Source organism: Rhodococcus yananensis (assembly GCF_020515525.1).
Taxonomy (GTDB): Bacteria; Actinomycetota; Actinomycetes; order Mycobacteriales; family Mycobacteriaceae; genus Rhodococcus; species Rhodococcus yananensis.
In genome coordinates, this window is record NZ_JAIYEP010000005.1 from 42,655 (window position 1) to 67,400 (window position 24,746).

Below are 24,746 nucleotides of genomic sequence, written 5' to 3' on the forward strand. Positions count from 1 at the left end.
CCAATCGGTGCTCCGCCGCGCCCACCGCGACGCAGCCGAGTGCAGGTTACCTGCCGGTCAGTTCTCGATCGAGCCCCGGAACGACGCTTCGGGCTGTTGCCTGTCGGTGCCTCCGACTACCCTCGGACGAGTAGTTGTCCATGCAGGCCACCGAACCGGACGGACCCATGACGGACCAACTCCTCGACGATGCCGCGGGCACCGCCGCAGACACAGAGTTCACGACCGCAGACACAGAGTTCATGACGCTCGCGGAGCCGTTCCGGCGCGAGATCCTCGCGCACTGTTACCGCATGAGCGGATCCCTGCACGACGCCGAGGACCTCGTGCAGGAGACGTATCTGCGGGCCTGGCGCGGCTACGACGGATTCGACGGTCGCGCGTCGCTACGGACGTGGTTGCATCGCATCGCCACCAATGTGTGCCTCACCGCGCTCGACGGCCGCAAGCGCCGGCCCCTTCCCACCGGGCTGGGCGCGCCCGGCTCCGACCCCACCGCCGACCTCGTCGAACGCAAGGAGGTGCCGTGGCTCGAACCGTTGCCCGGCCCCTACACCGACGACGGCAGGGTCGACGACCCCACCGATCCCGCGACGATCGTCGCGTCCCGCGACTCGGTGCGGCTCGCGTTCGTCGCGGCCCTGCAGTTCCTGTCCGCGCGGCAACGCGCGGTACTGCTGTTGCGCGATGTGCTGCAGTGGCGCGCATCGGAGGTCGCCGCGGCACTGGGCACCACCGTCGCCGCGGTCAACAGCCTGCTGCAACGTGCCCGCGCGCAGATTCGCGATGCCGAACTCTCCGACGCCGAATTGAGCGAACCCGACACGTCGGAGACTCGCGCACTCGTCCAGAAGTGGGTGGACGGATTCGAGAAGTACGACATCGATTCGCTCGTCACGATGCTCACCGAGGACGCGATCTGGGAGATGCCGCCGTTCGACGGTTGGTACCGGGGACCGGCCGCGATCGTCTCGCTCATCAAGCACAATTGCCCGGCGAAGGGCCCCGGCGATCAGGTGCTGCTTCCGACGGTCGCGAACGGGCAGCCCGCCCTCGGCCTGTACATGCGCGGCGCCGACGGCGTGCACCGTCCGTTTCAGCTCCAGGTGCTCGACATCATCGACGGGAAGGTCACTCACGTGACCGTGTTCTTCGCCGACGACACCGTCGCGTTGTTCGAGCGGTTCGGGCTTCCGGAGGTACCGGAAGCCCGAACCTGACACCCCGAATCCGGCGCGCGGACTCATGCCTGGGTGGCGGTGGCACCCTCGGAGTTCCCTGCCTCGGATTCCCACGCCTTCGTCGCGGCGGCGACGTCCATCCACATCACTTCCCACACGTGCCGGTCGAGGTCACGGAACGCGCGGCCGTGCGAGTACTCGCTCATCTCCGCGTTCGCCTTCCGCGCGCCCTCGGTGACCCATTCGCTGCCGCCGGCGGCGATCGCGGCGTCGACGAGTTCGTCGACGGCCTCGCGGCTGTCGGCGGACACACACAGCAGCGTCTCGCGGGCGCGGGTGGTGTCGCAGATGTCGTCGTTGATGAAGTCGCGGAAACGCGGCTTCTCCAACAGCATCACGTACGTCCGGTCGTTGATCTCGAGGCACGCGGTGTTCTCGTCGCAGAACGTCTCGTCGAAGGTGAATCCGAGCTTGTCGAAGAACGCGCGTGCCGCGGCGACGTTCTCGACGGCCATGTTGACGAACAGCATTCGGGACATGTCGGTCTCCCTGTGATCGGTGTACGGCTGTCACGGGATACAGACCGCCCGACCGCGCAGAACTCATCGCGGTCGGCGATCAGGTTCGTGCGAGCACCCACACCGGTCCGGTGATCAGCCAGATCACGGTGACGACACCGAGCATCGGGAACACCGACTCGAGTGCCGCGCTCTGCGTGTCGTCCGCGACGGTCGCGCCGAGCCCCAGGATCACCGCACCGCTGATTCCGGCGGCGATCAGCCACTGTCCGAAACTGCGGCACTCGTTCCGGAACGCCTCGGGGCCGTCCTTGGGCGCGGGAACGGGTTTCTCACCACCGGCGAACAGGTATGCGACGCGGCGGTCCGCCCAGCGGACGACGCTCGGCCCGAACGCGACACTCACCCCCAGATAGACGCCGGCGATCCGGTGGATGTGGCCGACCTCGCTCCCCCGGTGCAGGTCCATCGCCACCGCGACGAGCAGCACGATGTCGATCAACGGGATGAGTGCGAGCACCACGGCACCCGGTCTCGGCAGATGCAGCGGATAGCGGAGGAGGAGACCGAGCGCGAGGGCGATCCAGAAACCGATCTCGCTCGCGATGATGAACGCGGTGATGTGGCTGTCGAACATGCTTCGAGGGTGGCCCGGCGACGATCGTCGGCGCGTCCGCCGTACGGGTGGCGCGGCGTCATCACTTCGGACGACGTCCGGCGTCGGAACCCGCCCCCTGTGGTCGAATGGCGTCTGTGCTCGACCGTTGCGCCCCGTTCCTGATCGCGCTCGCGTACTTCGCGTGCGGGATCGTGTTGTACTCCCTGGACCTGGCGCAACTGGTCTACGACGACGACATCGGCCCGTCCACGCGGGTGCGGGTGCTCGTCCTCGCCGCGACGTGCCTGCCGATCCTGTTGCGCCGCTCGCACCCCCTGCTCGGTCTGGCGCTGGCGTCCGTTCCCGTCGCCGTCGACGCGGCACTGGGAGTGTCGCTGCCGGTGTGGCTCGCGTACGGCGACCTGCTGTTCGCCGCGACCCTGTACGGCAGTGCCCGACTGAGCGTCGTGCTCGAACGCGCACCGATCGTGCCGGTCCTGCTGCTCGCTGTCGGTATCGGCGTCGCCCTGGACGATCTGCGGGTCGGGGTGTTCGTCGCCGCGATGGGCGCGTTGCTGGTGATGCTGCCGATCTGGTGGGGCCGGTCGGTTCGGACGCATCGCGAAGCGGCCGACACCGAACGCGCCAAGGCCCGCGCACTGGCGCGTGTCGCCGAGCTCGATCGCGCGTCGGCGGTCACCGCCGAACGGCAACGTCTCGCACGGGATCTGCACGACATCGTCGCCGGGCACCTGTCGGCCATCGCGATCCAGAGCGAAGCAGCGTTGCGGCTCGGCGACAGCAACCCGGAAAAAGCCGTGACCGTCCTCGAATCGGTGCGGTCGAACAGTGTGGAGGCGTTGCGGGAGATGCAGACGATGGTGGCGTTGCTGCGCAGCGACGGCGGTGATCGAACCGACGACGACGCCGCGACCGCGGGGCGCCTCGCCAACCTGTCGGTGCTCGTCGCCTCCGCCGAGGCGAGCGGCACACCCGTCACGGTGGACACCGTCGACCTGCCCGGAATGGACGCGGACGTCGACGTCACCGCGTACCGCATCATCCAGGAATCCCTGACGAACGCCACGAAACACGCACCGGGGCAGGCCGTCCACATCGCGCTGCGGGTCGACGGCCGGGAACTGACGATCTCGGTGACGAACCCGCTCGGCGCCGACACCCCCACCGACGACGCGGTGGGGCACGGCCTGCGCAACATCGTCGACCGAGCCGCCGTCGTCGGTGGCCGGGCCCGCTCCGCCGCGACGGACGGGCTGTGGCGGACGGAAGCCCACCTTCCGATCAGGAACGGAACCGGAGACCCCTCGTGACCATCACCGTGTTGCTCGCCGACGATCACGCCGCCATCCGCAGCGGCCTGCGCATGATCCTCGAATCCGATCCCGACATCGAGGTGGTCGGCGAGGCCGCCGACGGCGCCGTCGCCGTCGCTCAGGTCCGCGCACTGAAACCCGACGTGGTGCTCATGGACATCCGTATGCCCCACACCGACGGGATCGCCGCGACCCGCGCGATCGTCGCGGAGACCGGCAGCCGCGTACTGGTCCTCACCAGTTTCGAGATCGACGAGTACGTCTTCGGGAGCCTGCGGGCCGGCGCCGGCGGGTATCTGCTGAAGACTGCCTCGGCCGACGATCTGCTGCGCGCGGTGCGCTCGGTCCACGCCGGTGACGGGGTGCTCGCCCCGGAGGTGACCCGCACCGTCATCGGCACCTTCGCGACGGAACAGGACCGCCCACCGGCCACGCCGGTGCCGGGGCTGGACACGCTCACCGGCCGGGAACGCGAGGTGTTCGACTGCATCGGGGAGGGGCTGTCGAACCGGCAGATCGCGACGCGACTCGGGGTGGGTGAGACGACCGTGAAGACGCACGTCGCTCGGGTCCTGCACAAACTGGGCCTGCAGTCGCGGATCCAGGCCGCCATTCTGGCGCACGAGGCGCGGTGATAGGCATAGTCCATGAGGACCGAGATCACCCGCCCGCTCGACCGCCCGTCCCTGTTCACCGGCGTCGGCGTCGACGTCACCGGCAACGGCACGATCACCGTCACCCAGCCGGTGGGGCCCCGGTTCTACGACCACCGCGGTCGCACCACCATCGGGTCGATGGGTGTGCTCACCGACATCGCGGTCGGCTATCCCGCCGGACTCGCCCGCCAACTCGCCACCGGAATCCACACGCAGGGCGTGCTCGCGCAGCTCAGCGCCTCCACCGCGGACACCTTCCCGCAGACCGGTTCGGTGTCGGGTACGGCCCGCAGCCTCCACTTCGACGACGCGGTCGGGTTGTCCGCCGCCGAGATCCGCGACGACGACGGCCGACTCGTCCTGCACCTGACCGGGCGATCGATGGTCGTGGGCCGCGTGCCCGTCGACGCCGCGACCGCGCAGCCCGCGGAGCAACGGTCCGTGCCCGAGCCCGAAGCGTGGGCCGACTCCGACCTGCTCGCGTCGAGATCGGGTCTCGACATCGTCGCGGGGATCGCCGACGGCTCGATCCCGCGGGGTCCGCTCGCCGGGGTCCTCGGTATGCGGGTGGACGCGGCCGCACGCGGCACGATCGAGGGTGCGCTCGCGCCCGCCGAGTGGACGGCCAATCCGATCGGGTCGATCCAGGGCGGGGTGCTCGTGTCGATCGTCGACGTCGCCTCGTCGCTCGCCGCGCAGACCCTCACCGCGCCGGGTCAGGAGTACCGGACGCTGCAGTTGACCGTCGACTACCTGCGGTCCCCCGCCGTTCCGGGCCCGGACGTGCTGGTCCGTTCGAAGGTCACCCGGGCGGGCCGTCGCCTGGCGTCGGTGGACACCGCGCTCACCGCGGCCGACGGCACCGTGTTCGTGCGGGCATCGACGAGCGTGCAGCTGATGGCCGCTGCGTGAGCTGACATCCACTGCGTGACGGGGTGCCGCGGATCAGATCCGTCGCGCCACCGACACCGCTGCCGCACCGAGCCGCGGGAACCGGCCGTCGGAGATCGTGGTGTACACGTTTCCTAGACGGTTGGTGACGAATGCGATGGACAGACCCGTCTCCGGGTCGCCGAACGCTCCGGACCCACCGAACCCGTAGTGCCCCACCGACGCGGTGGGCTGCCGGCGCATCGCGACCCAGCCCGGGTGGTAGCCGAGTCGCCAGTTCGCCCGGATCCCGATCACGTAGTCGTGACTGCGCGTCTGCACCTCGAGCAACTGACGGACGGTGTCCTCGGACAGCAACTGCACGTCTCCGATGCGGCCGCGGCCGGCGAGCGCCGCGTACATGCGGGCGAGCGCGCGGGCGGTGAACACCCCGTTCCAGCCGGGCATCACCGCGTCGTGCGCCTGCGGGCTGCGCATCACCTCGTCGAATCCCTCGGCCATGCCCGCCTCGGCGAGACCACGCACACCCGGCAGCCGCGACAGCACACTGCTCGCGGCGTCCCACGGCGCGGGCAGGAAGTTGACCTTCGGGAACACCCGGGCGATGCGATGCCGCTGATCGACGGGAACCCGATACCAGAACTCGTCCTCGCCGAGGGGTTCGGCGATCTCGGTGCGGACGAGTTCCTCGAACGGAGTGCCCGTCACACGTGACGCGACCTCGGCGACGAGGTTTCCGTACGTGACGGCGTGGTAGCCGGGCCCGCGGAAGCGGCGGGGGTCGGGGGTGGCGGCGGCGAGCGCGGTCGCCACCTTCTGGGCGTCGAGCAATCCGAACCGGCCCGGGACGAGCCCCCGCGCCCGGTGCAGTCCCGCGCGGTGCGACATGAGGTGCCGCACGGTGATCCCGCCCTTCCCGGCGGCCGCGAACTCGGGCCAGTATTCGGCGACCGGTCGGTCGTAGGAGACGAGCCCGCGGTCGGCGAGGCGATGCAGCACCGTGCTGGCGACGCCCTTGCCGGTGGAGAACGACAGGGCGACCGTGTCGCGGGTCCAGTGGCGGTCCTTCGCGGCCCAGCCCGCCCAGATGTCGAGGACGGGCTCGCCGTGCAGATACGCGGCGAGGGCTCCGCCGCCCTGGCTCGGCTTGTGGAACATGCGGAAGAACTGGTCGGCGACAGGAAGGAATGCGGGGTCGACGAGCATCCGTGTGCACCCGTCGTCCTCGACCCCCATCGTGTCGTCGTCGCTTGCCGTCACGTCGTGATACCTCCGTACCCCGCGATTCCTCACAATCCGCCCCGATGGTAGGTGCGGGGTCGGTGTTCCGTGGGAGTTCGCCACGCGAGGGCATCATCGGGCGTTTCGGTGTAAGGATGGAACGCATGACCACCTCGCACCGACCGGAGCTCCGATCCGGAATCGATCTCACCCACGTCGACGAGGCCACGCGAGCCCAGGACGACCTGTTCGAGCACGTCAACGGTCGTTGGCTCGCCGAACACGAGATCCCGGCCGATCGCGCGCTCGACGGCGCTTTCCGCACCCTCGCCGACAAGGCCGAGGTCGACGTGCGCACCCTCATCGAGGAGGCCTCGGCATCGGGAGCGGCCGACGGCACCGACGCCCGCAAGATCGGTGATCTGTTCGCGAGCTTCACCGACACGGACACCGTCGAGGCGGCGGGACTGACACCGATCGCCGACGAACTCGGCGCGATCGCGGACGCCGCCGACCGCGGCGAGCTGGCCGCGGTCCTCGGCCGGTTGCAGCGCGTGGGCGTGCCGGGGGCGCTGGCCCACTATGTCGACACGGATTCGAAGAATTCACAGCGGTACCTGATGCACCTGGCGCAGGGTGGGCTCGGTCTTCCCGACGAGTCGTACTACCGGGAGGACGGCCATGCCGAGATCCGCGGCAAGTACGTCGCGCACATGGGCCGCATGTTCGCTCTCGCCGGACTCGACCACGATCCGCAGCGTGTGCTGGCGCTCGAGACGAAACTGGCCGCCGGACACTGGGATGTCGTCAAGCGTCGCGACGCCGACCTGACCTACAACCTGGTCACCTTCGACGCCCTGGTCGCCGACCACGCCGGGTTCGACTGGTCGGGCTGGGTCACCGCGGCCGGTGCCGCCGTCGACCAGTGGGCCGAGGTCGTGGTGCGGCAACCGAGTTTCGTCGACACGTTCACCGCGTTGTGGACCCGGGAATCCCTCGACGACTGGAAGGCCTGGGCGGCGTGGCGGGTGCTGCGGGCCCGCGCGCCCTATCTGACCGAGGCGGTCGTCGAGGAGAACTTCGACTTCTACGGCCGCACCCTCACCGGTGCGCAGGAGATCCGGGAACGCTGGAAGCGCGGCGTGTCGCTCGTGGAGGATCTGCTGGGCGAAGCCGTCGGGAAACTGTATGTGGAAAGGCATTTCCCCGCGGAGGCGAAGGTCCGCATGCAGGTGCTCGTCGACAATCTCATCGAGGCGTACCGGCGGAGCATCACGAACCTGGAGTGGATGAGCCCGCAGACCAGGGCGGCCGCGCTGCGCAAACTCGACAGGTTCACCCCGAAGGTGGGGTATCCCGACAAGTGGCGGGACTACTCGGCGGTGACGGTGACCCGTGACGACCTCGTCGGCAACTATCGCAGCGGGTACGCGGCCGAGTACGACCGGGAGCTGGCGAAGCTCGGTGGCCCCGTCGACCGCGACGAATGGTTCATGACTCCGCAGACGGTCAACGCCTACTACAACCCGGGAATGAACGAGATCGTGTTCCCCGCAGCGATTCTGCAGCCGCCGTTCTTCGACCTGCACGCGGACGACGCCGCGAACTACGGCGGGATCGGTGCGGTGATCGGACACGAGATCGGGCACGGTTTCGACGACCAGGGTGCGAAGTACGACGGTGACGGCAATCTCGAGAACTGGTGGACGGATTCGGATCGCACCGAATTCGGCAAGCGCACGACCGCACTGATCGCCCAGTACGACGGATTCGAACCGAAGGCCCTTCCCGGTCACCGCGTCAACGGCAGCTTCACGATCGGTGAGAACATCGGCGATCTCGGTGGACTGTCGATCGCGTTGACCGCGTACGAGATCGCGCTCGGCGGCGAGGAGGCTCCGGTCCTCGACGGCCTGACGGGGCTGCAGCGCGTGTTCTTCGGGTGGGCGCAGGTGTGGCGCACGAAGGTTCGCGACGAGGAGGCGCTACGACGCCTGACGGTCGATCCGCATTCGCCGCCGGAGTTCCGGTGCAACGGGGTGATCCGCAACATCGACGCGTTCTACGACGCGTTCGACGTCACCGCGGACGACGCCCTGTACCTCGCACCCGAGGAGCGCGTCAAGATCTGGTGACCCGTGCGCACTTCTGGTAGTTCCCACTACCAGAAGTGCGCACGGGTGGGGGTGCGTCAGGAGCGGTGTGCGCCCGGGACCGGGATGCCCCGCGAGGCGAGCCACGGCGCCGGATCGATCTTGGTGCCGTCGGCGAGGTGCACCTCGTAGTGCAGGTGCGGTCCGGTCGACTGGCCGCGATTGCCCATGGTGGCGATCTGCTCGCCGGCAGCGACCTGCTGGCCGACGAACACACTGAACTGGTCGACGTGTCCGTAGACACCGACGGTGCCGTCGTCCTGCTGGACGCGCACCCACAGACCGAAGCCCGACGCCGGTCCGGCCTCGATGACGGTGCCGTTCGTGACGGCGAGGATCGGGGTACCGATCGCGTTGGCGATGTCGATTCCGAAGTGGTGCGTGCCCCAGCGGGCACCGTAACCGGACGTGAAGACCCCCGCGGCGGGGAACACCGACGCGGGACGGCGGGCCGCTTCCTCACGGGCCGCCTGCTCGGCTTCCTCGTGGGCGATCCGCTCGGCCTCGGCGGCTGCCGCCGCAGCCTGTTCGGCGAGGCGCTGCTGCTCCCGTTCGGTGGCGCGGCGCAGTTTCTCCGCGTAGTCCGAGACGTCCATCCCCGGGATGGTCAGCACCTGCGGTGCCGTCGACAGCGCTTCGTCCGCGCCCGTCCACGACAGGCCCGCGGTGGCGCGCTCCCCGGTGGCGTGCGCGACCGTCGTTCCCGCAACGGTCACCGCCCCGGCGACGAGGACGACGGAGGCCCACTTGCCCAACCGGGCCGCGGACGGACGCCGACGTTCGGCTGCGTTCTGCTCGATGTTCCGGGATGTGGAAGACAAATTCGATTCCTTGCCTGCTCGGCCCTCTCGGCCCGTACGACCCAGTCGATAACGAAAGGATCACGATTTCGTTACAGACTACGTCTACCGCAGGCAACGGCGGCGTGTCGAATTGACACATTCTGATCAAGCACTCCTGAAATGCCCGAAATTCCGCCTCGTGAGTCACATGAGCACCGCAAGCCCGCACCAGCTCCGCGGTGGCACAGCGAAACGGTGGCCGAGGTCACCCACCGAGGTCCTCATGCGCGATTCATCACCTCGACGACCTTCCCGACGACGCGCGCACCCCGATGCGCCTCATGCACTCGCCGGTCACGACCCTCCCCGCCGAAGTCCGGAAACAACCCCGCACCCCCGACCGCGGTGGCGCCCGGGCCGATCTCATCCACGGCCCCGCCATGATCGACCACATCGGATCCCGTTCCCGTTGTAGCCGATCACAGGTCCGATATGTACGAAATACGGCGGCGGCGAGCCGGTTCTGGAGCGTGGTTGGATGATCATGAAGAGCGGTGTACGCGCGCGTCGGACGCGGCGCGAGCGGGCCTGCCGGGCAGCGCCGTTCTTCGTCAGCAGCCCACCCCGTGCCCCTGAGAGGACCAGGATGACCGAACTCGAGTCGAAGAACTTCTTCACGGACCCCGACCTCGTCGAGGATCCGAATCCCTACTACGACGCGATGCGCGAGGGATGCCCCGTCAAGCGGGAACCGCATCACAACGTCATGATGGTCACCGGATACGAAGAGGCCGTCCAGGTCCTCAGCGACGAGAAGGTCTTCTCGTCGTGCATCTCGGTGACCGGCCCCTTCTCGGGCTTCCCCATCCCGGACGACAGCGACGACCTCACCGATCTGATCGAAGAGCATCGGCCGTCGCTTCCGATGCACGACCAGCTCCCCACGATGGACCCCCCGCAGCACTCGGACCATCGCGCGCTGTTGATGCGCCTGATCACCCCCAAGCGCCTCAAGGAGAACGAGGAGTTCATCCACCGCCTCGCCGACAAGCTCCTCGACAACGTCCTCGCCAAGGGTGAAGGCGACTACATCACCGAATTCGCCGGCCCCTTCGCGATGCTCGTCATCGCCGACCTCCTCGGTGTTCCGGAGAGCGACCACGCGGAGTTCATCGCCGGCCTGAACCTGGCGACGGAGGGCGGCTTCTCGCTCGGCAGCACCGAGGGCGAGGCACTGAAACTCAACCCCCTCGAGTTCCTCTACAAGAAGTTCGGCGAGTACATCGAGGAGCGGCGCGCGAACCCCACCGACGACGTCCTGACCGGGCTCGCAACCGCGACCTTCCCGGACGGCACGTTGCCCCCGGTCGACGACGTCCTCCGCATCGCCGCGAACGTGTTCTCCGCGGGTCAGGAGACCACGGTGCGACTGCTGAGTTCCGCACTCCGGATCATCGCCGAGCGACCCGAGATCCAGCAGACCCTCCGCGACAATCCGGAGAAGATCACCAACTTCATCGAAGAGACGCTGCGCATGGAGAGCCCGATCAAGGGCGACTTCCGGCTCGCCAAGGTGCCGACCGAGGTCGGCGGCGTCGACATCCCGGCCGGAACGATCATGATGCTCGTCAACGGCGCCGCCAATCGCGACCCCCGGCAGTTCTCCGACCCGGCCGATTTCGAACTCGATCGACGCAACGCGCGTACGCACATCGCGTTCGGCCGAGGCGTGCACTCGTGCCCCGGCGCACCGCTCGCCCGCACGGAGGCACGCGTGGGCATCCAGCGACTCCTCGAGCGGACCACCGACATCACGATCTCGGAGAAGGTGCACGGCCCGGAGGGCGATCGGAAGTTCGCCTACCTGCCGACGTTCATCCTCCGCGGTCTGATGAACCTCGGCCTGGAGTACACCGTCGCAGAAGGCGCCGACAAGTGAAGGTCCGTGTCGACGATGACGCGTGCCGTGGCCATGGCGTCTGCCTCGCAACGTGTCCCGAAGTCTTCGATCTCAGCGACGGCGGCTACGCCGTCGTGACCGTCGACGAGGTTCCCACCGAGCACGCGGACGCGGTGCGCGATGCCGCGTCCAACTGTCCGGAGCGCGCGATCATCTTCGCGTAGTCGTCGAACACCCACCGCCCGCCTCGCGGTCGCCGTGGAGCGGGTGGTGGCACCTCACCTCACCTCGAATTCGCATCCCCCTCACCGGAATCGAACTCGAAGAGCATTCCTCTTCGCCTCCCGTCGCAGGAGTCGACCTTCCTGCGAGAACATCGTTCCCTGTGAGGGAAAGTAATCATCTCGTTCGCGGCAATCAGCAGGCGGGGCGCGGCACGGAAGGCGAAATTTCTCCGGTACAGTGCAGCTATGTTCGCTCCACGCAGCACAGGGCAGACCCCGCGGTGACCGGCTCCAGCGAAGAGCCGGCCTGGAAGCAGCGCGCCGTCGAGCGGTCCATCCGGACCGCCAAACTGCGTGCCGAACAACGCGTGCAGCGCTTCCTCGACGCCGCCCAGGCGATCATCACCGAGAAGGGCAGCACCGACTTCACGGTACAAGAGGTGGTGGACCGCTCGAAGCAGTCGCTGCGCAGCTTCTACCTGCAGTTCGACGGCAAGCACGAACTTCTGCTGGCCCTGTTCGAAGACGCTCTCGGCCGCTCGGCCGATCAGATCCGCGCGGCCGCAGCGGGCCAGGACGACCCGCTCGATCAGCTCCGCGTCGCAGTGGAGTTGTTGTTCGAGTCGTCGCGACCGGATCCCGCGGCGCAGCGCCCCTTGTTCACGGACTTCACGCCGCAACTGCTGCTCACCCACCCGACCGAGGTGAAGGTCGCGCACGCACCGATGCTCGCGCTGTTCACGGAGTTGATGGAGAAGGTCGCGGCGGCCGGCGGCCTGCGCGACGACGTCGATCCACGCCACGCAGCCGCGATGACCATGCAGACCGTGATGTTCATCGCGCAGTCCAGCGGCGACGACCTCACGGCAGGGCCCATCACGTCCGACGAGGTCTGGACGTTCTGCTCCCGCGGTTTCGCCGGGAGGTGACGACGCCGTTCTGAGCGAACGGCACCCTCGCTGCGTTCGATCGAGCGACGGTACCGTTCGCTCGACCACGCGCTGGAACCGGAACCGTCGACGACTTCGATGAGAATATCACTCTCTCATCACGAGAGTTTTACTTCATCCGGGGTGCGACCGAGCTGCGGAACGCCCTCCTGACCAATCTCGACCCACCCCGGAGATTCCCGCGCGGCTCGGTGTCGACGCACGCGTCAGCTGTGGCGGTCGTCCTTCTTCGCTTGACGACGTGCGCCCGCAGCGCTCGTCGAGGCTTCGTACTTCATCCGTCCGGGTGACTCCCGGGTCCGATCCACCCGGTCCACACCCGGCGACGACACCGCGCCGCTACCCGGCACAGCAGCGCCGGGTACGAAGCTGTCGCGGCGTGCACGCGCCAGCCGCTCCTGTTTGAGCGATTCTGCGGATGCACGCGCCACGGCACCGAGTTGCCGGCTCACCCGGGCCAGCGCATTCTCGAACACCTCCGCTTTGGCGGCGTTGCGCACGTTGGCATTCTTGCCCGCAGCCCGCGACTTCTTCTTCCCGACCTTCTCGGCGCCCGCCCGCCGATAGAGCTTGACGTACTTGTTGCGGGCACGTCTGACCCGAGCGTGGAGGAGGAGCAGCTCATCTTCGTCGAGCTCCGCCATCTGCTGTTTCTTCGTTTCCCGCACCAGTAGGAATTCGTCCTCGGACAGCGACTTCTCGAGCTTGCCCATTCCGGATCCGATCGTCGGTGGATGAAGCTTCGGTGAACGGATGGTAGCGCTCTCCGCGGGCCGACACCGCCGATCGAAGCGATGACTCACCCTGTGACCGCAGCCGGATCTCGACCGTGTTCTCCCAGCCCGGGCGCAGTACCGTACACCGGCTCGTAGCCTGCGATCCGACAGGGCTCGCGACCAGCCGGATTACGGTAGCGAATGTATCGTCTGCTCGATCGAGTCGAGCAGACGATACATTCGCTCACTCCGCCGGAGGCGGACTCACTCCGCCGGAGGCGGACTCACTCAGGCCGGAGGCGGGCTCACTCAGCGGACGCGGCGACGTGCCCGGGTGGCGCGCCGTTCCTCCTCCGTCGTGCCACCCCAGATTCCGTACCGCTCACCGGATTCGAGCGCATACCGCAGGCACTCGCGACGGACCGGGCAGCCTTCGCAGATCCGCTTGGCGGCTGCCACACGGCCTTCCCGTGCCTCGCCCCGCTCGTTGTCGGGGTGGAAGAAGAGCGAGCCGTCGATGTCGCGACACGACGCGTTCATCTGCCACTCCCACTCCTCGGTGACCGGCGGTGGGAGTTTGAGCAGTTTCAACGCGGGCATCAGCGATCTCCCTTCGACATCTCCCGATAGACGCGGACGAGGTGGTCGGTCGACGAATCGCCGGTGGCCGGGTCCGTGTCGGCGGCCAGGACAGGAGTCAGCGCGGTCGCCTGTGCCTTGCCCAGTTCGACTCCCCACTGGTCGAACGAATCGATGCCCCACACCACACCCTGCACGAACACCTGGTGCTCGTAGAGCGCCACCAGCTGGCCGAGTGTCGACGGCGTGAGGCGCCGTGCCAGGATCGTCGTCGACGGACGGTTGCCGGGCATCACCTTGTGCGGTATCAGAGCTTCGGCGACGCCCTCGGCGCGCACCTGCTCCGCGGTTCGTCCGAAGGCGAGAACCTTGGATTGCGCCAACATGTTCGCGACCAGCACCTGCTGCATCGATCCGTCGCCGGCGGGCAGATCGTCGAGTGCCTGCGCGAACCCGATGAAGTCTGCGGGGATCAGGTGGGTGCCCTGGTGGAGCAGCTGCATGAACGCGTGCTGCCCGTTGGTTCCCGGCTCGCCCCAGAAGATCTCGCCCGTCGGGTACGACACGGCACTACCGTCCACGCGGACGGACTTCCCGTTGGATTCCATCGTCAGCTGCTGAAGATAGGCCGGGAACCGCACCAGGTCGTTGCTGTACGGCAGCACGACGCGCGACTGGGCGCCGAGGAAACTGGTGTACCACACGCCCAGCAGGCCGAGCAGGACCGGAACGTTGGACTCGAGCGGCGCGGTGCGGAAATGGGTGTCCATCGCGTGGAACCCGGACAGCAGTTCGGCGAACCGCTCGGGACCGATCGCGCACATCACCGACAGCCCGATCGCGGAATCCACCGAGTAGCGCCCACCGACCCATTCCCAGAACCCGAACATGTGCTGCGGGTCGATGCCGAATTCGGCGACCTTGTCCGCCGCGGTGGACACCGCCACGAAGTGCGACGACACCGCGTCCTCGCCGAGCGCCGCGACCAGCCACTTCCGTGCCGCCTGCGCGTTCGACAGGGTCTCGAGCGTGGTGAACGTCTTGGACGCCACGACGAACAACGTCGATGCCGGATCCAGCCCGGTGAGCGCCGCCGTCAGATCCGCAGGGTCGACGTTGGAGACGAACCGCACCCGCGGTCCGTCGATGTAGTGCCGCAGTGCGCGTGCGACCATGACGGGGCCGAGGTCGGAGCCACCGATCCCGATGTTGACGACCGTCGAGATCGGCTCCCCCGTCGCGCCACGCCACTGTCCCGACCGCACCCGATCGCTGAACCGGGCCATCGCGTCGAGGACTGCGTGCACGTCCGCGACGACGTCCTGTCCGTCGACCACCAGTCGCGTGCCCGCCGGCAGCCGCAGCGCGGTGTGCAGCACCGCGCGGTCCTCGGTGACGTTGATGTGCTCACCGGCGAACATCCGGTCGCGCTGCTGTTCGACCCCGGCCGCACGAGCCAGGTCGAACAGCAGTTGCAGCGTGTCCTCGGTGATCCGGTGCTTGCTGTAGTCGACCGTCAGATCCGCCGCCGGTGCACACCAGCGCGCCCCCCGCCCGGGATCCGCTTCGAACAACCCCCGCAGATGCATCGACTCCACCTCGCCACGATGAGCCTCGAGGGCCCGCCACTGCGCGGTGGTTGCGATGTCCATCGATTCGGGCATGCCGTTCTCCTCTAGGCCAGGGCACGCAGGCGCGGAGCCAGGTCGCGTTCGAAGAGCTCGAGGAAACGCTTCTGGTCGTGGCCGGGCGCGTGGAAGACGAGATGGTTCAGCCCGGCGTCGACGTAGGCGCGGACCTTCTCCACGGCCTCGTCGGGATCGGACGCGACGATCCACCGCTTGGCGACCTGCTCGATCGGCAGGGCGTCGGCTGCGGCCTCCATCTCGATGGGGTCCTCGATCGAGTGCTTCTGTTCCGGCGTGAGCGACAGCGGCGCCCAGAACCGGGTGTTCTCGAGGGCCTTGTCCGGATCGGTGTCGTACGAGATCTTGATCTCGATCATCCTGTCGATCTGTTCGACGTCGCGTTCCGCCTTCGCCGCCCCCTCCGCGACCGCGGGCATGAGCTTCTCGGTGTAGAGATCCATGCCCTTGCCGGAGGTGCAGATGAAGCCGTCTCCGGCGCGACCGGCGTATCGCGCGACCACGGGACCGCCGGCCGCGATGTACACGGGGATGCCCCCGTCCGGTACGTCGTAGATCGACGCACCCCTGGTGCGGTAGTACTCGCCGTCGAAATCGACGCGATCGCCGGACCACAGGGCGCGCATGAGGCGCACGGACTCGCGAAGACGGGCGAATCGTTCCTTGAATTCGGGCCACTGGCCCTCGAATCCGGTGGCGATCTCGTTGAGGGCCTCACCGGTGCCCACACCGAGCATCACCCGCCCCGGATAGAGGCAGCCCATCGTCGCGAAGGCCTGCGCGATCACGGCGGGGTTGTATCGGAAGGTCGGGGTGAGCACGGATGTGCCGAGCTGCAGTCGCTCGGTGCGCTCCCCGACCGCGGTCATCCATGCGAGAGAGAAGGGGGCGTGCCCGCCGTTGTGCCGCCACGGCTGGAAATGGTCCGACACCGTCGCCGAATCCATTCCGTGTTCTTCGGCCAGCACCCCCAGTTCGACGAGTTCTCGCGGACCGAACTGCTCGGCCGACGCCTTGTACCCCAACTTGACCATTGTGTGACCTCCGAACGCCGGGATGGATCTGGTCCGCCGAGGATCCGGGAGGAGCCGCGACCTCGACACCTTCAATTTTGGCAGTAATTCCGAGCCTGCACGCGAGATCGTGCCGACACTGCACGAAATCATGCACGAATTCGCGCGAATGTGTCAACAACCACGCAATCGTGTCGCATGTGTGCGCTATTGTCAGGCAGCACACCGATCCCCGACACCGATCCGAGGAGCAATCGTGTCCGCGAGCGCACGGCGACGTGAGATCTTCCATCGGGTACTCGCCGATGGCTACGTCGACGCGAAGACCCTCTCCACCGCGCTCGGCGTCGACAGTTCGACGATCCGACGCGACCTCGACGCACTCGCGCGCGAAGGCAAGGTCGAACGCACCCACGGAGGCGCCAAGGCCGTCGACGGCGTTTCCTTCGAAGTCCCCTACGTCCTGAAGAAGGACGTCCGACGGGCCGAGAAGACCGCGATCGCCGAGACCGCCGCGGCACTCGTCGCCGACGGCGACAGCGTCGTGCTCGACAGCGGATCCACGACCTACGAGGTGGCCGTCGCGCTGCGACACCGCTCGTCGCTCACCGTACTGACCAACGATCTGCGGATCGCGAAGTTCGTGGCCACGTTCCCGGATGTGCGACTGCTCGTCTCGGGAGGCGAACTGCTCGGCTCCGTCTACACCCTCATCGGCGACCACGCAGTGGCCTTCATGTCGCAGTACTCTGCCCGGTGGGCGTTCCTCGGTGCCGACGCGATCGATCCCACCGCCGGCATCACCAACACGAACACCCTCGAGGTCCCCGTCAAACGCGCCCTCATCGCCGCCGCGGCCAGCACCGTGGTGGTCGCGGATCACTCGAAGTTCGGGCATCGCACACTGGCCCGCATCGCCACGATCGACGAGGTGGACCGGATCATCACCGATTCCGGCCTGCCCGAGGACCTCCGCGGCGGCTACCACGGCAAGCTCGTCGTCACCGAGGTCCCGAACGGATCATGATCCGATTCGCTCACCGGTGTCGGCCGAGAAGAAGTACACCTCACCGGATTTCGGTAGCAGTCGGAGCTCCGAATCCGAGGTGATCCCGCCGCGACGATCCGTGCGCACCACGATCCGGCCCATCGACAACTCCTCCGACGGATCGGCCGGCACGGCGTGCACGAACGACTCCGCTCCCAGTTCCTCGACGAGCACCGAGCGGACCGTCCACGCATCGGTCCGCCACGCACCGACTATGGTCCACGACTCGGGACGAACCCCCACGACGACCTGCTCCGCGCGAATCGACCTGGGCACCGGAATCCTCGACTCCCCCAGAACCACCGCGCCGTCCCGAACCGGCGCCGGGATCAGGTTCATCCCCGGCGAACCCACGAATCCCGCAACGAAGGTGTTGACCGGATCGTCGTACAACTGCCGGGGCGACGCGACCTGCTGCAGCCGCCCGCCGTCGAGCACCGCGACCCGGTCCCCCATCGTCATCGCCTCGACCTGGTCGTGCGTGACGTACACCGTCGTCGTCCCCAGACGACGCTGCAGATCGGCGATCTGAGCGCGTGTGCTCACCCTCAGCTTCGCGTCGAGGTTCGACAACGGTTCGTCCATGCAGAACACGGCGGGGTTCCGAACAATAGCCCGTCCCATGGCAACTCGCTGTCGCTGACCCCCCGACAACTTGCCGGGTCTGCGGTCCAGTAGTGGTTCGAGTTCCAGCATCCGCGCGGCCTCGAGCACCCGCCGCGTCCGCTCGGGTTTTCTCATTCCCGCGTTCTGCAACGCGAACCCCATGTTCTGCGCAACCGTCATGTTGGGGTAGAGGGCGTAGTTCTGGAACACCATCGCGACGTCCCGTTCCTTCGGAGGCAACCCCGTGACGTCCCGCCCGCCGATCTCGATACGACCGGAATCGGCCGCCTCGAGACCGGCGAGCATCCGCAGGCTCGTCGACTTCCCGCACCCGGACGGTCCGACCAGAACGAGGAACTCTCCGTCGTCGATCTCGAGGTCGAGTCCGTCCACCGCCGAGCGATCCGCACCCGGATAGCGGTGGGTGACGTTCCGAAAACCGATCCGGGCCACGAACAGTCCTTTCGAAAGGTGATGTACTGCGCTACTTCAGATTCGGGGTGATCTGACGATCGATGATCTGCTGGAGTCGGCTCTGCACGTCGGCGAACGTCGTCTCGACGTCGGCGTTCTGCAACGCGACCTTCTCCAGCCCGGTACCGATCACCTGGTCACCGCCGGGTACGAACACACGCGCGTAGTCCTGGGATCGAGTGCGGGCGAGTTGATCGACCGCGGTCCGGGCGTTCGGATTCGCATCGAGGAACGCCTTCATGTCCGGGTTGTCGACGGCCGACTTGCGCACCGGCATGTACCCGGTGTTCTGCGAGAAGTGGGCGGTGTTGTCGGCATTGGTCACGAACTCGACGAACGCCAACGCATTCGCCTTGCGTTCGTCGGAGATACCCGACGGAATCGCCAGTCCTGCACCACCCGTCGGACATCCCGGAACGCCCTCGGCTGCCGGGAGGAAGGCGGTCCCGAAATCGAACGACGCATTCGTGGTGATACCGGACAGATCGCCGGTGGACGCGATGGTCGAGGCGAGGAGGCCCGCGGAGAAGTCGTTGGCGATGTCGTTGGACACCGCGGCGTACTTCTTCGTGTGGATCATGTCGCGGAGGAACTGCCCCGCCTCGATCGTCTTCGCATCGGTGAACTTCAGGTCCCACCGGTCCGAGTACGCACCACCGAACGTCCAGATCGGTCCCTCGAACGTCCACCCCAGGTAGTCCGCGGCGTTCCCCCATCCGTGAGCGAGGTGCCCGGACCCGACGACCTCCTGGATCCGCGGGCCCCACTCGTCGAACTCCTGCCAGGATTCGGGGCCCCGGTCCGGGAGCCCCGCCGCAGCCCACACGTCCTTGTTGTAGTAGAACAACGGTGTCGACCGCGCGTACGGCAACGCGTAGTGACCGCCGTCGTGCAGATAGTCGGCGAGGAGCGAGTCGACGTAGTCGCCGGTGTCGACACCGTGCGCGGTGAACAACTCGTCAAGGGGTGTGATGGCACCCGCCATCGCGTAGTTGAACCACCACACATCCGACAACACCACGACGTCGGGAAGTGCCCCGCCACTCAGTGCGGCGTTGAACTTCTGCGCCACTTCCTCGTAGTTCTTCCCGCCGTCCACGAGTTGCACCGTCAGGTCGGGCCGTACCTCTCCGAACCGTCGGATGAGTTCCTTCTCGACGTCGATCGACCTGCCCGGATGATTCGACCAGAAGGTGACGGTGCTCGCGTCCTCCGACGCACTCGAGCTCCCTGCCGCGGAACCGGCATCACCGCCGGTTCCCGCGCATGCCGTGAGCGCGGCTCCGGCAGCGGCGATCCCCGCCAGGCCGAGGAAGCCCCGCCTGTCCATGTTCCTGATGTCGATACCCATCACTACACTCCCGTCAGTGTTCATCCCTTGACCGCACCGGAGGTGAGGCCCTTGATCATGTGTCGTTGCAGGAGAAGGAAGATCACGAGAATCGGAAGCATCGCGAGCACCGTGCCCGCCATGACCGGTCCCCAGTCGGTGACTCCGTCGTTGTTCTGCAGATGCGTCAGGCCGATCGGCAGTGGCGCCACGGACGAGTCGTCGGCCATCAGGAACGGCCACAGGTACTCGTTCCACTCGTTGACCACGGTGATCAGAGCGAACGCAACCATCGTCGGCCCCGACAGCGGCAGCACCACGCGCCACAGCAGCCTGAAGTGCCCCGCACCGTCCATACGCGCAGCCTCGATGATCTCGGCGGGAATCGACAGGAAATGGTTGCGCATCAGGAACGTACCGAACGCCACGCCGGCGAGCGGCACGATGATCCCCTGAAAGGTGTTGCGCCATCCCCATTCCGCGACGAGAGCATAATTGGAGATCACGGTGATCTGGTTGGGCACCATCAACGCCGCGATGATGCCGAGGAACACGAAGTTCTTACCGGGGAAGCGCAGGAACACCAATCCGTATGCGCTGAGCACCCCGAGCACGAACTTGACGGTCGCGAGAACCGTCGTGATGATCAGCGAATTCCTGAAGTAGGCGGCGAGATCCACCGATCGCGTCGCTTCACCGTAGTTCTGCGGGTGGAAGGTCGACGGCCACCACGTCACCGGAATCGTGTAGATGTCCTGGCGTTCCTTGAACGACGTCATCACGATCCAGAACAGCGGCAGCGCCACGATCAGCAGTACGCACACCATCGCGGCGTAACCGAGGACGGTCACCCAGCGGGCACGGGCCCGATGCCGCTGCTCCTCGTCGCGCGTGGTCGTGTGCAGGACGCGGGGTCGGTCGTCGACGGCGATCACCGGTGTTCACCCCGATCCATGATGCGCACCTGATACACCGTCACCGCCAGCAGGACGAGGAACATGATCGTGGCGACGGTCGCGCCGTAGCCGGCGCGGAAGTTGCGGAACGTCTCGTCGTACACCTGGTACACCATCGTCGTCGTCCCCGTTCCGAGCGGACCACCCCGGGTCATCACATTGATGATGTCGAACACCTGGAACGAGTTGAGCAGCACCGTGATCGACAGGAAGTACGTGGTGGGACGCAGCTGCGGCAGGATCACCGAGCGAAAGGTGGTCCAGCGGGAGGCGCCGTCGATCGCCGCGGCCTCCCCGAGTTCGGGGCGCAACCCCTGGAGCGCCGCGAGATACACGACGAAGGTGTAGCCGAGGTTCTTCCACAGGTAGGTGAGTGTCACCATCACCATCGCCCACGTCGGGTCCTGGTAGAAGTCCGGTGCGGTGATTCCGATGCGGCCCAGTAGATCCTGGACGAGTCCGAAGTTCGGGTCGAACACGAACTGGAAGGCGACACCGACGGCCGCGCCGGAGATGACGAACGGCGCGAAGAGCGCGGATCGGACGAGGTTGCGGCCGAGGAGCTTCCGGTCGAGCAGCATCGCGAGCCCGAGTCCGAGGACCATCGAGCCGACCACGGCAGCGGCGGTGAACGCGACGGTGTTGCCGACGATCTGCCAGGTGTCCGGTCGTCGCCACCATTCGAGGTAGTTGTCGAATCCGACGAACGTCGCGGCGGATCCGGCGATGTTCCAGTCGAAGAACGAGAGCCGGACGTTGTCCGCCAGTGGGCGATAGGTGAAGAGGATCAGCAGCGCGAGGTTCGGACCGACCAGCACCGCGAAGAGTGCGTGGTCGGTCCACGGGCGGCCGCGCAGGCCCCGACCGTGGGGCAGGGTTCGTTCCGGACTCGATGGCACCGAGGAAGTGTGGACGCGGCGGGCGAACCTCCGGTTACGAACGCACGACACCCCTCCCTATTCCGAGCGAATGTATCGCTCGCTCTACTGAGTCGAGCAGACGGTACATTCGCTCGGACGGGGAGGGGTGTCGCTCGGACGGGGAGGGGTGTCGCGTGGGAGGGAGTGGGCCCGTCAGAGGTTCCAGTCGCCGAGGCCGTCCCAGCCGTTCAGGACGCCACCGCCGGTGTTCTGCACGATCACCGGGTCACCCTTGCGGGCGTTCTCGTAGAACCACCTGCCGTCGTCGGTGCTGACGTTGAGGCAGCCGTGGCTGGTGTTGGTGTTGCCCTGCGCCCACTCCGACCACGGTGCGGCGTGCAGGAAGATGCCGCTGTTCGACATGCGGGTCGCGTACTCGACGTAGGTGCGGTAGCCCTCGGGGCTGTCCACCGGAACTCCGTAGGTGGACGAGTCCATGTACATGTCGCGGTACTTCTCCCCGACGATGTACGTGCCGTTCGGGGTTTCGTACCCGGCCTTGCCGAAGGACGTCGGCATCGTGCGCACGACCTCGCCGTTGCGGGTGACCGTGATGGTCTTGGTGTTGTCGTCGGCGACGGTGATCAATGCGTCCCCGATCGTGAACGAGGAACGCGCGTCACCGGCCTGCACCGTGACGGTCGTGTGGGCCGGCCAGAACTCGTAGGGCCGCCACCGTACCTGCTGGTCGGAGGCCCAGTAGAAGTGCCCGGCGACGGCGGGTTCCGATGTGACGCGGATGGCCCGCTCCGCGGCCGCGCGATCGGTGACGGCTTCACCGAACCGGATGATGATCGGCTGGGCGACACCGACGGTCTCGCCGCTCGTCGGGTTCACCGACGGTGTCGAGAACGGTGCCTGGGCCTGCGGGATCTCGAGCGGCGGGACCGTCGGCGCCAGGTTCTGGATCAGTTCCTCGACGGTCGGGACCTCCGGGCCGCCGGGCCACAGCGGCGCCGCCGCAGCGGGCCCCACCGCGGCGAATGCGACCGCGACCGCACCCGTGAGCGACGCAACGACCCGCGCAGCAGTACGCGAGGACCGGCCACGCCGGTTCGCCGGAAACCGATTCACAGACATTCCACAACCCATCGTCGGACGGCGCGCCTCGCGTTCGTCCACCCCGACCGCGGCGGCGCATACCTGGTTCATTAGACACACCGCACCGGTCGGGGGCAATCCGAATGCCCGGGACGGACGCGCTCGAATGCCGTCCGACCAGGCGCGGAGCAACTCTGTGAGTTCGAACTCGGACGGGCTCAGGATTCGGGCCGGGAGGCCGCGAGCAGTTCCTCGATCGACACGAACTTCAGTCGGGCGCGACCCGCGGCGGCACCGTTGGCGCGTTCCTTCTTGTCGATGGCCTGCCAGCCCTTGTAGTCGACGTAGTCGGGGCGGCGTTCCGCGACGAGCGTGGCGAGTTTCTCGCGATCGGCGATCGGTTCGGCGAGGCGGCCGGCGATGAAGTCGTCGACGAGTCCGTCGACGGTGGCGCCCGAGCACTGCTTGTTGGTGCCGATGACCCCGCTCGGGCCGCGCTTGATCCAGCCGGCGGTGTACACACCCCGGACGGGGTCGCCGGTCTCGGGGTCCACGACACGGCCGGCGTCGTTGGGGATGACACCGCGCCGCTCGTCGAACGGGATCCCGGCGACGGGGTTGCCGCGGTATCCGATCGAGCGCAGCACGAGGCCGGCGGTGAGGGTTTCGGTTTCGCCGGTGGGGCGCGCCTCGAGTCGACCGTCGATCTCGACGAGTTCGTTGCGTTCGAGGGTGATCGACTCGACCTTGCCGTCACCGGAGATCTCGACGGGAGAGGCGAGATACCGCAGGACGATCCGCTTGTTGCCGGGGGTCGGGGTGTTCTGCGCGTATCCCGTCGCCTGTGTCATCTTGAGCGTGATCCGGGGTTCGACCTCGGGGTCGTCGAGCACGGCGCGGCTGGCGGCGTCGAGTTCGAGGTCGGCGGGGTCGACGAGGACGTCGACACCGTCGAGCCGGCCGAGCGCGAGAAGTTCGGGGTTGGTGTATGCGGCCTGGACGGGGCCGCGCCGACCGACGACCACGACTTCCTGGATGTTCGAGTTGCGCAGCGCCTCCACGGCGTGCGCGGCGATGTCGGTGCGGTCGAGTTCGTCGGGATCCATGACGAGTGCGCGGGCCACGTCGAGCGCGACGTTGCCGTTGCCGATGACGACGGCTCGTTCGCCGGAGAGGTCGAAGTGGTGGTCGGCGTAGTCGGGGTGCCCGTTGTACCAGGCGACGAATTCGGTGGCGGCGTGGCTTCCCGGCAGGTCCTCACCGTCGACGCCGAGCCGACGGTCACCGGATGCACCGACCGCGTAGATCACCGCGTGGTGGTGCGCGAGCAGTTCCTCGTGGGTGATGTGGGTGCCCACTTCGACGTTGAACCAGCATTGCGTGTTCTTGTGCCCGATGGCGCTGCGGAAGACGTCGCCCACGCCCTTGGTGCTCTGGTGGTCGGGCGCGACACCGGCGCGCACGAGCCCGTAGGGGGTGGGCAGCCTGTCGAAGACGTCGACGCGGGCACACGAGTGGCCGACCAGTTCCTGCGCGGCGTAGCAGGCCGACGGCCCCGACCCGACGATCGCGACGCGCAGCTCACCGAGTTCGGCCGGGATCTTCGTGCGGCTGCGTAGTTCGGGCCAGTCGGGCCCGATCGGGTGCCGTTCGAAGTACGACGCGTTGATCGCGAGGTAGGGCTCCTGATCGGGCTCGAGTTCGTTGTCGGCGAAGATCGCGTCCACCGGGCATTCGTCGACGCAGGCACCGCAGTCGATGCACGTATCGGGATCGATGTACAGCATCTCGGTCGTCGCGAACGGCGCTTCGTCCGGCGTCGGGTGGATGCAGTTGACCGGGCAGACTTCGACGCACGAAACGTCGTTGCAACATGCCTGGGTGATCACGTATGCCACTGGATACCTGCCTGGGTGTGCCGGGTGGGGTCTCGTCGGAGCCCCAGACTATAACACGTTACAGATTTGGTCGAGAATTACATTCTCGGGCGGCACCAGCAGGATCACCGT

Annotated in this window: 23 protein-coding genes; 9 read left to right on the top strand and 14 right to left on the bottom strand. The window is 67.3% G+C overall.

The genetic code is table 11. From position 1 onward, the window contains the following. The first annotated feature begins 167 nt into the window (after positions 1–167). Positions 168–1,220, top strand: coding sequence for a sigma-70 family RNA polymerase sigma factor (locus LDQ05_RS02020; protein ID WP_226435228.1), 1,053 nt, complete (start codon positions 168–170; stop codon positions 1,218–1,220). A gap of 23 nt (positions 1,221–1,243) precedes the next feature. On the opposite strand, the gene LDQ05_RS02025 is transcribed toward LDQ05_RS02020, so the two are convergent. Beyond that, entirely contained in the window at positions 1,244–1,720 is a 477-nt protein-coding gene (locus LDQ05_RS02025) for a VOC family protein (RefSeq protein WP_226435229.1), read from the bottom strand. A gap of 79 nt (positions 1,721–1,799) precedes the next feature. Next, complete coding sequence (locus LDQ05_RS02030) at positions 1,800–2,336, bottom strand: hypothetical protein (protein ID WP_226435230.1); 537 nt, start codon at positions 2,334–2,336, stop codon at positions 1,800–1,802. Between the two features lie 107 nt (positions 2,337–2,443). Here LDQ05_RS02030 and LDQ05_RS02035 point away from each other — a divergent pair, with 107 nt between their 5' ends. The 3 genes from LDQ05_RS02035 to LDQ05_RS02045 are packed head-to-tail and all read left to right on the top strand — an operon-like array spanning position 2,444 to position 5,199. Beyond that, entirely contained in the window at positions 2,444–3,628 is a 1,185-nt protein-coding gene (locus tag LDQ05_RS02035; RefSeq protein ID WP_226435231.1) for a sensor histidine kinase, read from the top strand. Continuing rightward, positions 3,625–4,266 carry a response regulator gene (locus LDQ05_RS02040; protein WP_226435232.1) on the top strand — a complete coding sequence of 214 codons (642 nt, stop codon included), beginning with the start codon at positions 3,625–3,627 and terminating at the stop codon, positions 4,264–4,266. Before LDQ05_RS02035 ends, LDQ05_RS02040 begins: the two co-directional genes overlap by 4 nt. Positions 4,267–4,278: 12 nt before the next feature. Beyond that, a complete protein-coding gene (locus LDQ05_RS02045; RefSeq protein ID WP_226435233.1) occupies positions 4,279–5,199 on the top strand; it encodes a PaaI family thioesterase in 921 nt (306 codons plus the stop codon). 33 nt (positions 5,200–5,232) lie between these two features. Here the strand turns inward: LDQ05_RS02045 and LDQ05_RS02050 are convergent, their stop codons facing one another. Beyond that, positions 5,233–6,414 (bottom strand): serine hydrolase domain-containing protein, encoded by a 1,182-nt coding sequence (locus LDQ05_RS02050; RefSeq protein ID WP_226435279.1) that lies wholly within the window; start codon positions 6,412–6,414, stop codon positions 5,233–5,235. Positions 6,415–6,563: 149 nt separating this feature from the next. On the opposite strand from LDQ05_RS02050, the gene LDQ05_RS02055 reads away from it, so the two are divergent. After that, positions 6,564–8,534, top strand: coding sequence for a M13 family metallopeptidase (locus tag LDQ05_RS02055; RefSeq protein ID WP_226435234.1), 1,971 nt, complete (start codon positions 6,564–6,566; stop codon positions 8,532–8,534). A 56-nt stretch (positions 8,535–8,590) separates the two neighbouring features. Here LDQ05_RS02055 and LDQ05_RS02060 read toward each other — a convergent pair whose 3' ends face one another. After that, positions 8,591–9,307 carry a M23 family metallopeptidase gene (locus LDQ05_RS02060; protein ID WP_226435280.1) on the bottom strand — a complete coding sequence of 239 codons (717 nt, stop codon included), beginning with the start codon at positions 9,305–9,307 and terminating at the stop codon, positions 8,591–8,593. Between the two features lie 673 nt (positions 9,308–9,980). Between LDQ05_RS02060 and LDQ05_RS02065 the strand changes: the two genes are divergently transcribed. The 3 genes from LDQ05_RS02065 to LDQ05_RS02075 all read left to right on the top strand — a co-directional run bounded on the left by LDQ05_RS02065 (position 9,981) and on the right by LDQ05_RS02075 (position 12,387). Continuing rightward, entirely contained in the window at positions 9,981–11,273 is a 1,293-nt protein-coding gene (locus LDQ05_RS02065; protein WP_226435235.1) for a cytochrome P450, read from the top strand. Next, positions 11,270–11,458 carry a ferredoxin gene (locus tag LDQ05_RS02070; protein ID WP_226435236.1) on the top strand — a complete coding sequence of 63 codons (189 nt, stop codon included), beginning with the start codon at positions 11,270–11,272 and terminating at the stop codon, positions 11,456–11,458. The genes LDQ05_RS02065 and LDQ05_RS02070 overlap by 4 nt, the downstream gene beginning before the upstream one ends. Positions 11,459–11,739: 281 nt before the next feature. Further along, a complete protein-coding gene (locus tag LDQ05_RS02075; protein ID WP_226435237.1) occupies positions 11,740–12,387 on the top strand; it encodes a TetR/AcrR family transcriptional regulator in 648 nt (215 codons plus the stop codon). A gap of 227 nt (positions 12,388–12,614) precedes the next feature. Here LDQ05_RS02075 and LDQ05_RS02080 read toward each other — a convergent pair whose 3' ends face one another. The 4 genes from LDQ05_RS02080 to fgd form a co-directional block, all read right to left on the bottom strand. Continuing rightward, on the bottom strand, positions 12,615–13,121 hold the full coding sequence (locus LDQ05_RS02080) for a hypothetical protein (protein ID WP_226435238.1): 507 nt from the start codon (positions 13,119–13,121) through the stop codon (positions 12,615–12,617). Positions 13,122–13,433: 312 nt separating this feature from the next. Then, positions 13,434–13,724: a WhiB family transcriptional regulator gene (locus tag LDQ05_RS02085; RefSeq protein WP_226435239.1), complete on the bottom strand. Its 291-nt coding sequence runs from the start codon at positions 13,722–13,724 to the stop codon at positions 13,434–13,436. After that, the gene (pgi, locus tag LDQ05_RS02090; RefSeq protein ID WP_226435240.1) at positions 13,724–15,367 is read right to left on the bottom strand and encodes a glucose-6-phosphate isomerase; all 1,644 of its coding nucleotides are present in this window, start codon (positions 15,365–15,367) and stop codon (positions 13,724–13,726) included. The genes LDQ05_RS02085 and pgi overlap by 1 nt, the downstream gene beginning before the upstream one ends. An 11-nt stretch (positions 15,368–15,378) precedes the next feature. Continuing rightward, on the bottom strand, positions 15,379–16,383 hold the full coding sequence (fgd, locus tag LDQ05_RS02095; protein ID WP_226435241.1) for a glucose-6-phosphate dehydrogenase (coenzyme-F420): 1,005 nt from the start codon (positions 16,381–16,383) through the stop codon (positions 15,379–15,381). Between the two features lie 235 nt (positions 16,384–16,618). Here fgd and LDQ05_RS02100 point away from each other — a divergent pair, with 235 nt between their 5' ends. After that, positions 16,619–17,389 carry a DeoR/GlpR family DNA-binding transcription regulator gene (locus tag LDQ05_RS02100; RefSeq protein ID WP_226435242.1) on the top strand — a complete coding sequence of 257 codons (771 nt, stop codon included), beginning with the start codon at positions 16,619–16,621 and terminating at the stop codon, positions 17,387–17,389. Here LDQ05_RS02100 and LDQ05_RS02105 read toward each other — a convergent pair. From LDQ05_RS02105 to LDQ05_RS02130, 6 genes are all read right to left on the bottom strand, one after another. Continuing rightward, the gene (locus tag LDQ05_RS02105; protein WP_287218654.1) at positions 17,384–18,469 is read right to left on the bottom strand and encodes an ABC transporter ATP-binding protein; all 1,086 of its coding nucleotides are present in this window, start codon (positions 18,467–18,469) and stop codon (positions 17,384–17,386) included. The two genes, LDQ05_RS02100 and LDQ05_RS02105, sit on opposite strands and share 6 nt — an antisense overlap. Before the next feature lie 31 nt (positions 18,470–18,500). After that, positions 18,501–19,829 (bottom strand): ABC transporter substrate-binding protein, encoded by a 1,329-nt coding sequence (locus tag LDQ05_RS02110; RefSeq protein ID WP_226435282.1) that lies wholly within the window; start codon positions 19,827–19,829, stop codon positions 18,501–18,503. A gap of 32 nt (positions 19,830–19,861) precedes the next feature. Continuing rightward, the gene (locus LDQ05_RS02115) at positions 19,862–20,725 is read right to left on the bottom strand and encodes a carbohydrate ABC transporter permease (RefSeq protein WP_226435283.1); all 864 of its coding nucleotides are present in this window, start codon (positions 20,723–20,725) and stop codon (positions 19,862–19,864) included. Positions 20,726–20,751: 26 nt separating this feature from the next. Further along, positions 20,752–21,675, bottom strand: coding sequence for a carbohydrate ABC transporter permease (locus tag LDQ05_RS02120; protein WP_226435243.1), 924 nt, complete (start codon positions 21,673–21,675; stop codon positions 20,752–20,754). Between the two features lie 174 nt (positions 21,676–21,849). Continuing rightward, complete coding sequence (locus LDQ05_RS02125; protein ID WP_372461010.1) at positions 21,850–22,776, bottom strand: L,D-transpeptidase; 927 nt, start codon at positions 22,774–22,776, stop codon at positions 21,850–21,852. Between the two features lie 179 nt (positions 22,777–22,955). After that, a complete protein-coding gene (locus LDQ05_RS02130) occupies positions 22,956–24,635 on the bottom strand; it encodes a 4Fe-4S binding protein (protein ID WP_226435245.1) in 1,680 nt (559 codons plus the stop codon). Positions 24,636–24,746: the final 111 nt, after the last annotated feature.

What these genes read in the sequence shown, in the direction of transcription:
- LDQ05_RS02055 (WP_226435234.1), top strand. Translation starts at nt 6,564, where the DNA reads ATGACCACCTCGCACCGACCGGAGCTCCGATCCGGAATCGATCTCACC.
- LDQ05_RS02065 (WP_226435235.1), top strand. Translation starts at nt 9,981, where the DNA reads ATGACCGAACTCGAGTCGAAGAACTTCTTCACGGACCCCGACCTCGTC.
- pgi (WP_226435240.1), bottom strand. Translation starts at nt 15,367, where the DNA reads ATGCCCGAATCGATGGACATCGCAACCACCGCGCAGTGGCGGGCCCTC.
- LDQ05_RS02035 (WP_226435231.1), top strand. Translation starts at nt 2,444, where the DNA reads ATGGCGTCTGTGCTCGACCGTTGCGCCCCGTTCCTGATCGCGCTCGCG.
- LDQ05_RS02020 (WP_226435228.1), top strand. Translation starts at nt 168, where the DNA reads ATGACGGACCAACTCCTCGACGATGCCGCGGGCACCGCCGCAGACACA.
- LDQ05_RS02125 (WP_372461010.1), bottom strand. Translation starts at nt 22,776, where the DNA reads ATGTCTGTGAATCGGTTTCCGGCGAACCGGCGTGGCCGGTCCTCGCGT.
- LDQ05_RS02085 (WP_226435239.1), bottom strand. Translation starts at nt 13,724, where the DNA reads ATGCCCGCGTTGAAACTGCTCAAACTCCCACCGCCGGTCACCGAGGAG.
- LDQ05_RS02045 (WP_226435233.1), top strand. Translation starts at nt 4,279, where the DNA reads ATGAGGACCGAGATCACCCGCCCGCTCGACCGCCCGTCCCTGTTCACC.
- LDQ05_RS02050 (WP_226435279.1), bottom strand. Translation starts at nt 6,414, where the DNA reads ATGGGGGTCGAGGACGACGGGTGCACACGGATGCTCGTCGACCCCGCA.
- LDQ05_RS02025 (WP_226435229.1), bottom strand. Translation starts at nt 1,720, where the DNA reads ATGTCCCGAATGCTGTTCGTCAACATGGCCGTCGAGAACGTCGCCGCG.
- fgd (WP_226435241.1), bottom strand. Translation starts at nt 16,383, where the DNA reads ATGGTCAAGTTGGGGTACAAGGCGTCGGCCGAGCAGTTCGGTCCGCGA.
- LDQ05_RS02080 (WP_226435238.1), bottom strand. Translation starts at nt 13,121, where the DNA reads ATGGGCAAGCTCGAGAAGTCGCTGTCCGAGGACGAATTCCTACTGGTG.
- LDQ05_RS02030 (WP_226435230.1), bottom strand. Translation starts at nt 2,336, where the DNA reads ATGTTCGACAGCCACATCACCGCGTTCATCATCGCGAGCGAGATCGGT.